Origin of the sequence: Bacteroides caccae, from assembly GCF_002222615.2 — a bacterium.
Classification (GTDB): domain Bacteria; phylum Bacteroidota; class Bacteroidia; order Bacteroidales; family Bacteroidaceae; genus Bacteroides; species Bacteroides caccae.
Genome location: NZ_CP022412.2, coordinates 3,042,078 through 3,057,971 on the forward strand (window position 1 = coordinate 3,042,078; position 15,894 = coordinate 3,057,971).

Genomic DNA, 15,894 nt, shown 5'->3' on the forward strand with positions numbered 1-15,894 from the left:
ATAAGTAGTTTGCTTGGATGTACATGGAAAAAGAGGTATGAATGGCTAAAAATAGTTTTTAATATCGTCCGTTGGTTTTTGCAAATTATTACCTTTGCGCTATTCAAACAGATAAATAAGTCACGTGATGAGATTAATGAGAAAACAAAATGGCATGATTGTACCTATGAAGGTATCTAGGTGGAGTATATCAGTGTGGATTACGGACCTAAAAAATAGTATTGGTTTCCTATTTCTCCTTTTAATTTTTCTATCTTGTGGTACAAAGCATACGAAGTATGGAGACAATGTATTTCTCTATTCTGAATTTCCACAAGTGGAAGAGTTAAAAGGAGAAATCATAGAACTCGATACAGTCTTGTTTCGTTATCCCTTTCGGATACGAGTGGAAGGAGATAAAGTCATTGTAATGGATTTGCATGGTTTTGATAATTATGGACATCTTTTTCAATATCCTGATTTTCACTATCTATCTTCTTTCGGAATACATAGTGATTCACCTACGGGAATGCTATCAATGGAAAATCTTCGGTTTTATAACGAAGATGTATGGACATTAGACGCTAATAAAAGCGAATTAACTAAGTTCGATTTTTCATTATCCGGTGACTCACTACTTCGTGAGGAAACAGTAGCATTGGATGAAGATGTCCTTCGGGTACTTGATTTTACGGTGTTTAATGATACTACATTTATTATTCCTGACTATTCGGGGGATAGTCGTCTGTGCATGGTAAATCGTAAAGGAAAACTTTTCGAGAGGCTAGGGAATATACCAACTGTGAATGAGGATGCTTTACAGCATGCCCGCCCGGCGTTGGCTCAAGCGTGGCGTAGTTTTCTAGATTATAATCCTCATAATGGTATTCTTGCGACTGTTACTCAATTAGGGGAAGTAGTCGAGGTTTATAACTTAAAGGATAGTACACATGTGATACATATTGGTGAGCATGGTGAACCGGACTTTGAAATATCTGCCGGATATGGTGTACCAGCTGGAATTATGGGTTTTAGTGATGTACAGGTAACTGATAGTGCCATTTATGCAGTATTTCATGGAACGACTTTCAAGGAGATAGCGAAACAAAACGGTAGACTTCCTGACGGTGGAAAGTACATTTATGTATTTAGTTTGAAAGGAGAACCACTATGCAAATATGTACTGGACCATTATATATATGGAATTTGGGTGGACGAAACTACTAAAACAATAATGGCGACGGATGTAAATAATGATCAGCCCATAGTAAAATTTCGATATAGTTGAATTGTTACTCTTTATCTTGATAAAAACGATGAAAATAAAATATAAAATATTATTTATATCTGTTACAGTTGCATTGTTTCTGCTTGGTAGTTACTATTATTATAAGTATAGGCAGAGTACTATTGAACAGATGGCTAAAGAGGCTTTCGTGGAAGCTGTTAATAGTGAAGCATATAGGCGGATACCTGATGTGAAATTGACTGTTGGCTTTAATGGCGGAGATATACTGAGAAAGGATGATGTTCCTGAATATATTTATTGGTATGATGAGTCAGGTGAGAGGAAGTATAAGATTGATCAGGAGAAACATTGGAAGAATGTGACAATGAATTCTGACGTGCGGATAATACATTCGTGTGCTTTTAAAGACTATTCACTCAGTCTTGATTCTTTAAATTGCAATTGGCAGAACTTTCTAAAAAAGAAAAATCTAGTATGCCGTACTGGTATATGTATGTTTTCAACAGATTGGGATGAGAAAACAACTTCCTTGTTAACATCAGATAGTGAATGGTGGCAGAATCTACAACCCTTCTGGGTTTGCACGATCGGTTATCGTTGTGAAATGGAATGTCTGCTTTATCTTCAATACTCTTTTTCGCAAGTGTTGGAGTTTGCAGGGATAGTTTACATCTTGCTTTATATTTTTTTTATTTTTACTATATACAAGATAACAGCTATTATCCGAAGGAAAATGAATCCAGAAAAAATAATAATCGAGAAAGAAGTATTAGTGAAAGAAGTGGAGACTACTACTGCTAGATTATATCATTTAGGTGGTGATGTCTATTTTGATGCAGAGAAAAGAATAATGAGCGAGGGGGAAAAGAATGTATCCTTAACAAATCAGTCAGCCAAGTTATTAGAACTTTTTATGCAGGCAGACAATCATATTTTGTCTATTAACGCAATTGGTAAGGCATTATGGAAAGTTGATGGTAATTATGACAATAGGATATATCAGGTTTTAAATCGATTACGAGGTTTCTTGAGACATTTTCCTTCTATATCCATCGAAATAGAGTCTGTGGGGAGTTACCAATTGAAAATCAGTGAGATATAAATCTTAAGTCTTCTTATTTCTACTTTTATTAGCAGATGTAAGAAGATGTAAGATGTTTCTTTTGGATTCAATGCCCCACTTACTTACCTTTACCGTAGTTTATTTGAAAAATATAATATATTATGAAAAAAGGTATTTTTACGGCATTACTACTTACTATTATATTGTATAGTTTGTATTTGGTAAATGATGGAAGTCAAATAATGTCAGGAAAGGGATGCCATGGATGATGATCCTTTGGCTTTTTTTATTAGTTCTGAAAAATCGGGGTGGGTTAGTTTAGATTTGAGTATTCCCGATAAATTATATAATTGGTAAACTGGTTGAGAAGGAAGAATGGACAATTACTGTTCTTGGCAAGGCGCATCGTCCGTTCTGAATACAGCCTAAAAAGAAGGAGGTGCATAGATATAAGAATAAAAAATAAAGGTAAGTGTTCCTTATCCTGCTGAAAGGATAGAGACGGAATAAATAAATTGATTAAAATATAAACGATGAAACGATAATATGAAAAAGAAACTAAATATAATAGCTTTTGCAATAGTTGTATGTGTAGTGAGTACATTAAATGTGAAAATAGCATTAAATACAAATGTTTTATGCGATTTGGCTATGACCTCAATTAATGCGTTGGGTAGTGGAGAAGATTCTATGGATGTGGGAGAAAATGATTTTCCTACTGATCCTTTCCCTGATTCAAGCAGTACTGCTGCGGAAAAAGTGACTAGAAATTATTTTGAATATTCGTACATTAAATTGTATGAAAATTGTTACGCAAAATATAAGACTCGAATAACGGAAATATCTTGTCCGGGATCTGGAGAAGTAAAATGTACAAACGGATTCTACTGTAGCAATCCTGAATATGTTGGTGAGGTTGATAAATATGGCGCTTGAATGTATTGAGAATCTATAAGAACTTAAATATTAGTTTAATGAATGTAAGATTAATAATTATTCAATTTGTACTAATTGCATGTACGAGTTGTTCTTCTGATAAAACACTTATAAAGGGCTGTGGGATTCCTATAGTATTGAATGAAATTAAAACAAGTTTGGTTGATACTGCCTTTTTTCAAGCCTCCTCAATAATACCATTGGAAAGTAATGATAACTTTTCCTTAATCCGGTCTATTGATAGAATATGTGTAATAGATGATACTTTTTATATGCTTGACCGCTCATTGGGTAAAGTTTTTATGTATAGTACTTCAGGAAAGTATTTGGGACAAATTAATGATATAGGTAGCGGTCCCGGAGAGTATATTCAGATTAGTGATATTACCGTGGATCAAAAAAGAAAAAATATAGTATTACTATGTGATCGGCCATATAAGGTTATGTATTATACTAATGCAGGAAAGTTGATGAAAGAAGTCTCATATTCTGACTATTATAGTGAATTTATAGTAAACGGTGATAGTATTTATTGCTATAAGGTAGGGCTGAAAGATGTAGATTATATTTTAACTTATACCTATCCTATGGATTTTCTAAGAAAGGAGGCTTTGCATGAAAGACCTTATTTTGATTCAGGTTCTTCTGGAAATTTTACATCTTTCGATGTGGGAAATAGGTTAACAATAAGTGATGCTGTATATTTTACACGCCCTTTGGAAAGTTGTATATATTCTATAGATAGAAATGGTATATATGAGAAATATGCGATTGATTTTAAAGAGCACCATTTACCAAAATCATTACTAGAAAAGAATATGTCTGCTGAAGATTTTCTTAATATATGCGATGAGAATAAGTATGTATGTAGCATTACTAATGTAGTGGGGAATCGTGACTATTTGTTGTTCAAAACGAATATAGGACTCTTTATATATGATAAACAGTTAAAACGATTAGAAGGTTATTACTTTATTTTAAATTCGCCTTTAAGAGGTGGTTCTCCTAATTATTTACCCGTTAATAATGCAAGTCAAATAATACAAATTATGCAACCTATGCAGTTTAAACAGTATATGGACATACAAAAGGAAAGGAACAAAACGGATGACAAACTCAATCCGGTTTACGAGAATATATATCAAAATTTGCATGATGAAGATAATCCTATTCTGATAATTTACGAATTACCATATAAAAATAATATTATTGAAGAATAAACGATACATAGTCTTTTTCATATTTGTACTAACCTTGATTGTTAGTGTCTATCAATTTGGACGTAGAATACAGTCTGAAAAAATATATTTTAGATACTTAAAAAATATAAAGTGCGAATATGAAAAGCAGATAGAAAAGAGAAACTCTGCTTATTATATGTTAAAAGAAGATATTATATTGAATTTTCAAAATAATGGTTTGCCTCTATGTTTAAATGAAATAATATATGAAGATGGTACAAGCGCTTGTCATTTAAAGGATATTATATCTGATACATCTTTAGTAGTGCGACTATCTCAGTCGAATTGTGGGATTTGTGTAATACACTGATGTCATTATTGCAGAAAGTAAATATGAAAAATGTCATATTTTTGACAGATTACGAAGATCAATGTTTTCTGGATGACTTAAAACTATATAGAATCAAAGGGCGCTTTTTTAAAATAGCATCTTTGAAAATTCCTATTGAAAGCATGGATATTCCATATCTATTTGTGATAGATAAAGATTTTATAATAAATAAAATCTATATACCCCATAATTCGATGACGGATCAGACCCTTTCATATTTGAAATATTTACAGAATTATATGAAATAACGTTTTTGCATATCTTATGATGTTGTTAGTAGATAGCTTTACTTTCATATTTTGTCTATTAACGCAATTGGTAAGGCATTATGGAAAGTTGATGGTAATTATGACAATAGGATATATCAGGTTTTAAATCGATTGCGAGGTTTCTTGAGACATTTTCTTTCTCTATTCATCGAAATAGAGTCTGTGGGGAGTTACCAATTGAAAATCAGTGAGATATAAATCTTAAGTCTTCTTATTTCTACTTTTATTAGCAGATGTAAGAAGATGTAAGATGTATCTTTTGGATTCAATACCCCACTTGATTACCTTTGCCGTAGTTTATTTGAAAAATATAATATATTATGAAAAAAGGTATTTTTACGGCATTACTGTTTACTGTTATTGTTGCATTGTATAGTTTGCATTTGGCAAACGGTAAATGTGTTTACAAATCTAATATTAGCTCCTTGTTGCTAGAAAATATTGAAGCGTTAGCTGCGGATGAAGATGGATCAGATGATGGAGAGGTTGTAGGAGGAAAAATAAGGTGTATTGATGTTGGTAGTCTAGATTGTCCTCTTACTCATGAAAAAGTTAAATATATAGTTAGAGGTTACAGTCTTTGAGATGACTTCTTGGGGCTTTCTTGTCTTATAGATAGCTCTCCAGCAATACAAACCTGATTGAAAAAGTATGAAAACACGACTGTTTATATGTGTATGTATATTATTTAGCTTGCTTTCTTGTTCCTCTTCTGAAAAAGAACAGTTAGAAACAGCTTTGGCTTTTGCTGATACTAACCGGGCAGAACTTGAAAAAGTTTTAGAGTATTATAAAAATGATTCTCTTAAATTGAAGGCGGCTATATATCTTATAGAAAATATGCCTCTGTACTATACATATAAAGGAAGTGATTTGGATTCGCTACATATAGCGCTTGAACAATATGCGGTTTCAGATAGTTATGATAAACATTTAGAATATCTGAAACGCTTTCCCTATCGAAATTTGTTCAAGGAATATGATGCAAAAGTGATAACTTCCGAATATTTGATTGAAAATATAGAGTATTCATTTAAAGTATGGCGTGAAACTCCTTGGGGAAAGTACGTTTCTTTTGATAATTTCTGCGAGTTTATTCTTCCATATCGAATCAAGGATGAACCTTTGACTCATTGGAAAAAAGACTTCTATCATCGCTTCAAGCCTGTACTGGATTCTTTATATCAAGGAACGGATGTAGTGGAGGCAACCTCCTGTTTAAGTAATTATGCAACGAGTTTACATTGGAAATATCAGAATGAACTTACAGGTCCACATTTATCAGCTCAACTCTTGTTGGAATTACAACTTGGCGATTGTACGAGTATTGCAGATTTCGGATGTTATATGCTACGTTCGGTAGGCATTCCCGTTGGGATTGATGCTTATTTATGGTCACCGGTGAGTCATGTTGCTCATGTTTGGAATGTAGTACTTGATACAACTGGATATACAATTCCATTTAATTTTGGGGCGCGAAAGCTAAAAAGAGGTGAACAGTTTGGTTATAGACAGGGAAAAGTATATAGGCATACCTATGCATTACAGAAAGAACGTTTAGATGCTGTTCTACAAAATAAAAAGTTTGGAATAGCATTGGCGAACATTTGTTTGAAAGATGTTTCATCTTTGTATTTTCCTTCCAATGAAATAACGGTTGATTGTGAGTTGATAAAAGATAGAAAAGAAGAACATTCTGTATGGGTTGCTATCTTTAATAGGCGTGGCTGGTTTCCGATTGGCGAGGGGCGTTATAAAGAAGGGAAAGCTATTTTTAATGATATTGAAGAAGGGCTAATTTATATGACTTTGTACGCTCAGGATGGAAAGTTAAAAGAAGCCAGTTTTCCTTTTAAGATAGATAAAGAAAGTGGTTGCTTGTTGTATTATCGCCCGAAAGCAGACAGTTGTCAGATGAGTGTCACACGTAAATGGCCTCTACAAGGAGGTATACGGTCTTATATCCAACGTATGGCGTATGGTCGTTTTGAAGGTGCTAATCGGAAAGATTTCAGTGATGCAAAGGTTATGTTACAACTGAAGAATTATCCAAGAAAGATGTTCAATGAAGTCAAGATAAAAGATTCTTCGAAGTATCGTTATGTTCGTTACATATCTGCTGATTGGTTTCCTGGCGATATTGCGGAAGTAGCTTGGTATGCCGATACTTTGGGACAAACGAAGTTACAAGGTGAATTAATGTCTACTTTACCATATAAAGGAAGTCGGACAGTGTCAGGAAGGAGTGCCATGGACGGTGACCCTTTGACTTTCTTTACTAGTTCGGAAAAGCCGGGTTGGGTTGGTCTGGATTTGAATACTCCCAAGCAGGTAGGGAGTATTAGATATACACCTCGCAATGATGATAATTTTGTACGGGTAGGGGATAAGTATGAGTTATTTTATTTCTCGGCAGACGGTTGGAAATCATTGGGCGTTAAAGTAGCGGAAGAACCTAAACTGATATACAATAATGTTCCTAGTCATGCTTTATATTGGCTTCGAGATTTGACCAGAGGAAATGAAGAACAGGTATTTACTTATTATGATAATAAGCAAATCTTTACAGAAGGTTATTGGAATCTGCTGTTTTGATTAATTTTATAATTGTTAAACTGGTTGGGAAGGAAGAATGGACGATTGCTGTTCTTTGGCAAGGCGCATCGTCCATTCTGAATACAGCCTAAATAAGGAAGAAGGTATCCAATGCAAACATAAGAATAAAAAATGAAAGTGGCAAGTGATTGCCTTATGCCGTTGAAAGGATAGAGACGGAATAAACTGAATTATAATATAAACGATAATATGAAAAAGAAATTATTTGGAATAATGTTGGTCCTTGCAGTTATACTGTTTGCTGGTTATACTGTATATAATTCTCATGGAGATATAAAATTGTCTGATGTAACGTTGGCTAATTTGGAAGCTTTAGCAGATGAAAATGATGATAACTCTGAAGCAGGAGGAGCAAGTCATAGTTGTTATAAAAAATGGAGAAAAGCACCAGAGGATGACGGTTTTGCTCTATGGGGGTGGATTTGTCAGGAATGTGAACTTTATTGGTTATTGGAAGCTAAGTATACATCGACGTGTAATAAATAGTGATATGAAGTATAGTATTGTATTCTTCTTTCTATTATCTATTTTGGGGGTAAGTTGTGTTTCTCACAAGGAGCAAATAGTTGATCTTCCAAATCCCACGTCGTTATTGGCAGATAGTATAACAACTCCTCCGGTATTGTTGTCTGTGACACGTTTATTTATAGTTCATGATATGTTGGTTGCTTACGAACAACGGAAAGATACTTTGTTCTCTTTCTGGAAATTACCAGAATGCCAATATTTGTTTAATGCGGGGGTAAAAGGACAGGGACCTAATGACTTTTTGATATTAGATAGGAATTTTGTTGAATCTAAAGAGGGTTTTAAAGTTTTTGAATTACCCTCAAATAGAGTGAAAGAATTGAAAATAGATTCATCGGGTACTTTTAAATTAATCTCAGAACAGAGGTTGAAAGTAAACCAAATGCCACTAAATCGTTTCCTTTTTTTAGCTGATAGTTCTTATTGCTTCTTGTCTCAAGATGATAAATATGAATATACGTTACTGGATAAGAAACAGGATACTCATCAATTCAGCGATTACCCATTTGATTTATTGAAAAAGGATAAAGGCGATGATAATAATTTTGTATATAATAAATTGACTGTTTCTAAACCTGATGGAGAGATGTTTGCCTCTTTTTATGTATATATTAAGATGATGAGAATCTATAACCGACATGGTGAGATGTTGAATGAAATAGTGTTGGAGCATGCTAACTCTTCGTTAGATAACGAAGAGAAAATTACTTATTATCCTTACCCCCCATGTGCTGATAATAAATATATATATGTATTGACTAAACAAGAAGAAGAGCCAATTCTGGAAGTATGGACATGGAATGGTGAACTAGTTGAGCGGTATTCTTTAGATAAGAAGATTAGCAATTTTGTCGTTTCTAATAAGTATCATACCCTTTATGCTGTTAATAAGGATATTGAAGATAAGATATACGTTTATAAACTTCCTCTTTAAATTTACTTATTGAGTCCACTTTAAAAAGTGGACTCATTGAATTATAATATAAACGATGAAACGATAATATGAAAAAGAAATTATTTGGAATAATGTTGGTCTTTGCAGTTGTACTGTTCGCTGGTTATACTGCATATAATTCTCATGGAGATATAAAATTGTCTGATGTAACGTTGGCTAATTTGGAAGCATTGGCTGGAGAAAATGACGGAGGTGGAGAGAGTGGGGGATAAGCATATCTGTTATGATAGATATTCTATTTCAGGTTGTTCTATGTTTAAACAGTTTTTTTCCGCAGGTGAGGTTATTGGTCAATTCGTTGAAAGAGTTGGAGAGATAGGATCAAAAATGAAATATCATGATTGCTATAGATAATAAAAAAGTTATTTGGGTAATCATTCTATAGTGCACGATTGGGAACTGTATGTTTTATCGACAAGTGAAGGAACTATTGCTTGTATTGTTGTATGAACTAAATAAATTCTAGTAATGAAGTATTGCTTTTTAGGATTTTTAGCATTATTGTTTATTTCCTGTAAGGGAAATAAGCAGCAACTAGCTGCGTTATTAAAAGAATGGGAACAAAAAGAAATTATATTTCCTTCACATACAGTTTTTACTATTCAAGGTAAAGACACTGTTGATTTTTGTATAAAAGACCAATACAAAGTTTTGGTATATACCGATTCTACTGGATGTACTGGATGTAGATTGAGGCTCGCTGATTGGAAGAAGTTTATGCAACAGGTTGATTCAACTAGTGCTGATTCCGTTCAGTTCCTTTTTTTCTTCTTTCCGAAGAAAGGTATGGAGCTCCACCATACTTTAAAAATGGCTTTATTTAATAATCCGGTATGCATAGATAAGCAAGATAGTCTTAATATACTGAACCACTTTCTACAGAGAATGGATTTTCAGACTTTTCTTTTAAATGAGAATAATAAGGTTGTAGCTGTTGGTAATCCTATTTATAATAATAAGGTAAGAGATTTATATCTGAAAATTCTTTCGAAGAATAAATCTTTAGAAAATAATAATGAAGGACGACAAACTTCTCTGAAAATAGATCAAATGGTTTTGGATATGCAGTCTTTCTTGTGGGAAGAAAAGCAAACAAAGAGTCTGAGCATCCAAAATACGGGGAGTATTCCTTTGGTGATTAATGATGTGACTACATCCTGTGGTTGTACTGTGGTAGATTACCCAAAACAACCAATATTACCAGGTAAGAGCGATACATTGCATATCAGTTATCAAGCTGAGCATCCTGGGCATTTTAACAAAACGATTAGTATATATTGTAATACGACTTCATCTCCAATACTTATTAAAATAAAGGGAAATGCAGAAAAATAAAATTTACTAGATCAATGAAGATGACGAGAATACAATTTTTGCGGATAAAAACACAGGCTTCTATCGCTTTGATTTCAATAGGAGTAATCGGATTACTAAGTACCGTTTGTGCCTATTCTTCCTATATTCCTGCCGGGGATACTGCTTATCAATGGCTGTGGTGTGGGTGGGTTTCTATAATATTTACTGTATGTGTATTATTAGCGGTAGGGTTATCAGCAAAAGGAGTACATTTTTTCTATCATTCAGTGATTTGGGGGCTTATTTTAATGGGTGGTATTGAAGCAGTCTGGGGATTGCGTCAGATTTACGGTTTCGCTACTTCTAATCATTCATTATATGCTGTGACAGGCTCTTTTTATAATCCTGGACCATATTCCGGCTATTTGGCATTGGTATTTCCTGTATGTTTGTACGAATGGTTACGATTAAATGCTATAAAGCAACGTACTTGGGAAGAATCGGTAGGGTATTATTTATCTTTTGGGGTGCTGTTATTACTCGTTTGTGTACTTCCGGCAGGAATGAGCCGTTCGGCATGGCTGGCGTCCATCTTTTCGGGAGTATTTGTATGTAGTGTACACTATCCATGGAGAAATTGGTTGAAAAAAGCTTGGGAGGAGTATCATGGAAAAGCGGTAGTTGCTTTACTTTTGCTTTCCGTTATTTTGATAACAGGAGGTATTGGAATCTATCATTTGAAGGCTGATTCAGCTAAAGGACGACTGTTTATGTGGAAAATAAGTAGTTTGGCTGTGGTTAAGAAGCCCATTTCTGCGTATGGTATTGGGAACTTTGTTTATGCTTATGGACAAGAGCAGGAGAAATATTTTGCAAAAGGTAGTTATGATGAAGATGAGGAACGTGTAGCTGGTAGCCCGGAGTATGCTTTCAATGAATATCTACGAATAGCAGTAGAGTGTGGTATTCCGGTTTTGGTACTTGTGTTAACGATAATAGGTGGTTGCTTGTATCGGGGAATTAAAAAGAAACGTATCGGTATCTGCGGAGGATTAATTTCATTACTTTTTTTCTCTTTTTCTTCTTATCCAATGACGTATCCTTGTTTTATCATTGCATTTATTCTTCTTTTAATTGCATGCTTCTTGGACTATTCACATAAGTTGATGCTTCTATTTACGTTTGTGATCGGCAGTGTAGGTGTATGGTTGGTACGGAATAATGCGTATGACGCTTGTCGGGAGTGGTCACAATGTAAAATGTTGTATAGTATTCAGGCATATGGTAAAGCGAAAGAAGAATATGGAAGACTATATCCGCTTCTGAATGGCCGTCCCCGTTTTCTTTTTGAGTATGGACGTTGTCTGCATAACTTGAAAGAATACAATGCTTCTAATCGGATATTACAAGAAGCGGAACGAATCAGTTGCGATCCGATGATACTTAATGTCATTGGCAAAAACTATAAGGCGTTAAAGAGATATGAAGAAGCTGAACATTGGTTTCTGCGCTCTACTCATCGTTTACCGGGACGTATTTATCCATATTATCTGTTAGCAAAACTCTATGCTGAACCGGATTTTCGAAAACCTGATAAATTGGAACAAATGGTCGAAATTGTGTTGACGAAAGAACCGAAAATACAATCGTCTGCTATTCGTGAAATGAGAGATGAAGTAAAAAAATTGATAAGTCGATGAAAAAGCTGTTATTACTATTGATGCGTTTGATGAAAGGGTGCATTTGGGGAATTACAATCTTGTTCCTTGGTTGGATACTACTACAAACAGTTTTGTTTGCCTCCTTCAAAGTACCTACGGATTCAATGGTGCCTGCTTTGTTACCTGGTGATAACATTATTGTGAACAAACTTCCGATGGGTGCCCGACTTTTTAATTTGTCTGCAGCTTTCCGTCAGGAACGTTTTGTTGTCTATCGGTTGCCTGCTTTGGGGGGCATAAAACGAAATGATGTTCTTGTTTTCAATTTTCCTTATCCTCAACATCGGGATAGTATTGGATTTGATATTTTAAAATATTATGTGAAACGTTGTGTTGCATTACCCGGTGACTCTATTTCTATTCATAACTATCATTATTGTGTGGCAGGCTATGAGAAAGATTTGGGTAATATAAAATCTCAGGACAGTATGAAAGAACGTCTACAACAATTACCGGAGAATGCTCGAAAACGATATTCTTTCCAAACCTATCCGTGGAACGATTCTATTCACTGGAACGTTTGTAATTTTGGTCCACTTTATATACCTCGAATGAATGATGTCATTGTGATGAACCGGAAGAATTACCTTCTTTATCGTCATCTTATCGAATGGGAACAGCAGAAGAAACTTCAATGGAAAGGAGAAAAAGCTTATTTGGATCATCATCGTATTACTAGCTATCGTTTTCGTACAAACTATTATTTTATGGCAGGAGATCGGGTGTTTAACTCTCAAGATTCTCGTTATTGGGGATTGTTGCCGGAAGAATATATTGTTGGAAGGGCATCTTTTATTTGGAAATCTACTGATAATGAAGGGAAAATACGTTGGAAACGAATATTCAAATCAATAACATAATGACGAGTATGAATAATATTAGGATATTTATAATGAAGATATGCTATATATGTTGTGCTATAGCAATGAGCTATATAGCTATTTCTTGTCTGTCTGAGAACAAAATAATAGATAGAAGCAGCCCTGTATTAATTGTGAATTTGGATAGTACCAAAGTGTCAGAATTTAGGTATTCGGATATTTTCAAATCAGTGACTGCAATTGAGCTGGATGAAAAAGACGCACTGCTGGGAGGAATAGATAAAATGCAGATTTACAAGAGTCAATTGTTTGTTTTGGATAGCCGTTCTACAAAAGGAGTTTATATATTTGATAGAAAAGGCACTTTTATGAGAAAAATTGGCAATATAGGATTGGCACCTGATGAATATGTATCTTGTGATGATTTTACGATTAATATAGATGATAATGAACTGTATATCTTTGATTCTTTACAGAATAAGATATATAGGTATGATATTTCTTCAGGTAAGTTTAAAGGAGGAATTCTTATGGATAAGAATATTCATTTTAATTACATTGCTTATAATAGTGGATGCTTATATGGAGCACAGACTTTTTTTCAACCTTCAAAAGAAGATAGATACTATTTACTACAGCAAGTAGATGTCAAGTCAGGGGAAAGAATTGCACAATGGATGGATGCATCAGAGTATAATAAAGGGTGGAATGATGAACTTATTCATGGCAATGTTTTTTATAATATTGGCAAGAATGAAGATTTGTTTATCATGGGTTTAATGGATACTATTATGTCTATTAAAGAACAGAGAATTTCTCCATATATGGCTATTCAAAGTGAGGGGATAGTTTTAAAAAAAGATATATTAGAAGATGAAAAGCTTCTGACTCTTGATCCTCGGGTAAGAAGTCGAAATATTCTTTCTCTAATAAATAGGCTTAACAAACAAGGTAAAATACAGCATATTTCCCATATTTATAAATATAAAGACCAGCTATTTTTTGAATGTATGAGAAAGTCTAATCAACAGGTTCAGCATGATATTAAAAGTGGGAGAACACTTGTTTATGAGAAAACACTAAATGATATATTGTTTACTATTAAGCCTGACTATTCTCATATTCCGATATTTCTTTGTAGTGATTCGTTGGGTGTATATTTTTATGTTACTCCTGAATGTTTTTCTGAGTTGCAGTATTTTGAGAAAGAGAATTATATATCTGATAAACTAAAGAATAAAGAAAGTATAAGAAAATTAAGAGATGAATCTAATCCATTGATACTCTATTATGAATTTAAATAATTTCATAACTGTTTGTATTTCAGTTATGTCTGTTTCTGCTATTTCTTTTTATATAAGTGAAAAGACGGAAATAAATAGAAGGGATATGAATAATATACAAAAGAGTTTGGGGAAAAATAAAATACTAATATTGCCGGCTTATGAAAATAATCGTTATAATATGATGCTTTTAAAAAATAAATTGAGTAATTTTAGATTCACAAATATATCCGAGGAATTTCTGGAGTTTCCAAGTAGCCGAACAACAGGATTGAGTCAACGATTTTTTGCATATGTAAATAACCAGGGGCGAATGACCTCATTTTATTTTCCTAGTAAAAATCAACAGGATATAACACGATTATATTTAAATCATTTGAAGGAAAAAATACAAAAGAATAACAAGAATAAGATTGTCGGGCATAAATAAAGTCTGAGTCCAATAGAGGGATTAATTTATAATGCATAATCGATAGCAATAAATATATTATGAGAAAATACAGTTGTATATGGATGCTGCTATGTTGTTTAGCTTATGGTGGAATGACATCTTGCTCTGGCAAGAAAAGTGATGCAGACGAGCAGGATAAAGGTGTTTCTACCGTTCTTCCGGATTCAAAGAATGAAGTCACCGTTCAAATTCTAAAGAGGTGTGATTTTCATCACGAACTAGTCAGTAACGGTAAGGTAAGTGCCCGCGGGCAGGCTGATCTTCGTTTTGAAACGAATGAGGTTATTGCTCATGTCTATGTGAAAAACGGTGATCGTGTTCGTAAGGGGCAGAAGTTGGCCGAGCTGGATAAATTCCGTCTGGAACAGAAATTATCACAGGCGGAAGATGCTTTGTTGAAAGCGGAGCTTGAACTGAAAGATGTACTTATCGGGCAGGGATATACGCCGGATGATTTTAGCAAGGTGCCTGAAGAAACCATGAAACTTGCGAAAGTAAAGAGCGGCTATGAACAGTCGAAGTCCCAGTATGAACTTACGAAAAGAGAAACGGAACATGCTACACTTGTTGCCCCCTTTGACGGGATAGTAGCTAATCTGTTTTCAAAACCTTATAATCTCGCTAATACGTCCGAGGCATTTTGTACTGTCATTGACACTCGTGGGATGGAAACTGATTTCACCGTGTTGGAGAACGAACTGGCTTTTATTAAAACCGGTGACAAAGTAATGATTACTCCTTATGCCGGCGGAGGTTCTTATGAAGGTAGTGTATCTGAAATCAATCCGCTGGTGGATGCGAACGGAATGGTAAAAGTAAAAGCTGCGGTAAACGGACAGGGGAAGTTGTTTAGCGGCATGAACGTAAGGGTAAGCGTCAAGCGGAGTTTAGGGGAGCAGTTGGTCATTCCTAAAACGGCTGTGGTGCTGCGTTCCGGCAAACAGGTTGTGTTTACCTTAAAAGAAGGCAAGGCAATGTGGAATTATGTACATACGGGATTGGAGAATGCTACGGAATATGTTGTCTCGGATAAATCTCAGGGAGGTGTTGAAGATGGCCTCTTGGAAGGAGATACGGTTATTGTCACCGGGAACTTGAATTTAGCGCATGAAACGGAGGTGACTATAAGCGGTGAATGATTGACTGCAAACGATA

15 protein-coding genes are annotated in these 15,894 nt (G+C 34.4%); all 15 read left to right on the top strand.

The genetic code is table 11. The features are described from left to right. Positions 1-166 precede the first annotated feature (166 nt). The 15 genes from CGC64_RS12315 to CGC64_RS12395 all read left to right on the top strand — a co-directional run bounded on the left by CGC64_RS12315 (position 167) and on the right by CGC64_RS12395 (position 15,878). Positions 167-1,267 carry a BF3164 family lipoprotein gene (locus CGC64_RS12315; protein WP_171028043.1) on the top strand — a complete coding sequence of 367 codons (1,101 nt, stop codon included), beginning with the start codon at positions 167-169 and terminating at the stop codon, positions 1,265-1,267. Positions 1,268-1,295: 28 nt separating this feature from the next. After that, positions 1,296-2,330 (top strand): winged helix-turn-helix domain-containing protein, encoded by a 1,035-nt coding sequence (locus tag CGC64_RS12320; RefSeq protein WP_005676154.1) that lies wholly within the window; start codon positions 1,296-1,298, stop codon positions 2,328-2,330. Between the two features lie 507 nt (positions 2,331-2,837). Further along, entirely contained in the window at positions 2,838-3,227 is a 390-nt protein-coding gene (locus CGC64_RS12325) for a hypothetical protein (RefSeq protein ID WP_005676152.1), read from the top strand. A gap of 38 nt (positions 3,228-3,265) precedes the next feature. Next, positions 3,266-4,447 carry a 6-bladed beta-propeller gene (locus CGC64_RS12330; protein ID WP_005676150.1) on the top strand — a complete coding sequence of 394 codons (1,182 nt, stop codon included), beginning with the start codon at positions 3,266-3,268 and terminating at the stop codon, positions 4,445-4,447. A 941-nt stretch (positions 4,448-5,388) separates the two neighbouring features. Then, entirely contained in the window at positions 5,389-5,652 is a 264-nt protein-coding gene (locus tag CGC64_RS12345; protein ID WP_005676146.1) for an NVEALA domain-containing protein, read from the top strand. 67 nt (positions 5,653-5,719) lie between these two features. Next, a complete protein-coding gene (locus tag CGC64_RS12350) occupies positions 5,720-7,663 on the top strand; it encodes a discoidin domain-containing protein (protein ID WP_005676145.1) in 1,944 nt (647 codons plus the stop codon). Positions 7,664-7,873: 210 nt separating this feature from the next. Beyond that, a complete protein-coding gene (locus tag CGC64_RS12355; RefSeq protein ID WP_005676143.1) occupies positions 7,874-8,170 on the top strand; it encodes an NVEALA domain-containing protein in 297 nt (98 codons plus the stop codon). Positions 8,171-8,174: 4 nt separating this feature from the next. Then, positions 8,175-9,146, top strand: coding sequence for a TolB-like 6-bladed beta-propeller domain-containing protein (locus tag CGC64_RS12360; protein ID WP_005676142.1), 972 nt, complete (start codon positions 8,175-8,177; stop codon positions 9,144-9,146). A 68-nt stretch (positions 9,147-9,214) separates the two neighbouring features. Further along, positions 9,215-9,379: an NVEALA domain-containing protein gene (locus CGC64_RS12365; protein ID WP_005676140.1), complete on the top strand. Its 165-nt coding sequence runs from the start codon at positions 9,215-9,217 to the stop codon at positions 9,377-9,379. A 256-nt stretch (positions 9,380-9,635) separates the two neighbouring features. Continuing rightward, positions 9,636-10,502 (top strand): DUF1573 domain-containing protein, encoded by an 867-nt coding sequence (locus CGC64_RS12370; protein WP_005676139.1) that lies wholly within the window; start codon positions 9,636-9,638, stop codon positions 10,500-10,502. Positions 10,503-10,516: 14 nt separating this feature from the next. Next, positions 10,517-12,163 carry an O-antigen ligase family protein gene (locus tag CGC64_RS12375; RefSeq protein WP_005676138.1) on the top strand — a complete coding sequence of 549 codons (1,647 nt, stop codon included), beginning with the start codon at positions 10,517-10,519 and terminating at the stop codon, positions 12,161-12,163. Next, entirely contained in the window at positions 12,160-13,044 is an 885-nt protein-coding gene (lepB, locus tag CGC64_RS12380) for a signal peptidase I (RefSeq protein WP_005676137.1), read from the top strand. Before CGC64_RS12375 ends, lepB begins: the two co-directional genes overlap by 4 nt. A gap of 65 nt (positions 13,045-13,109) precedes the next feature. Next, on the top strand, positions 13,110-14,309 hold the full coding sequence (locus CGC64_RS12385; protein WP_229030956.1) for a 6-bladed beta-propeller: 1,200 nt from the start codon (positions 13,110-13,112) through the stop codon (positions 14,307-14,309). An 85-nt stretch (positions 14,310-14,394) separates the two neighbouring features. Then, on the top strand, positions 14,395-14,718 hold the full coding sequence (locus CGC64_RS12390; RefSeq protein WP_005680901.1) for a hypothetical protein: 324 nt from the start codon (positions 14,395-14,397) through the stop codon (positions 14,716-14,718). A 59-nt stretch (positions 14,719-14,777) separates the two neighbouring features. Further along, positions 14,778-15,878 carry an efflux RND transporter periplasmic adaptor subunit gene (locus tag CGC64_RS12395; RefSeq protein ID WP_005680902.1) on the top strand — a complete coding sequence of 367 codons (1,101 nt, stop codon included), beginning with the start codon at positions 14,778-14,780 and terminating at the stop codon, positions 15,876-15,878. Positions 15,879-15,894 lie beyond the last annotated feature (16 nt).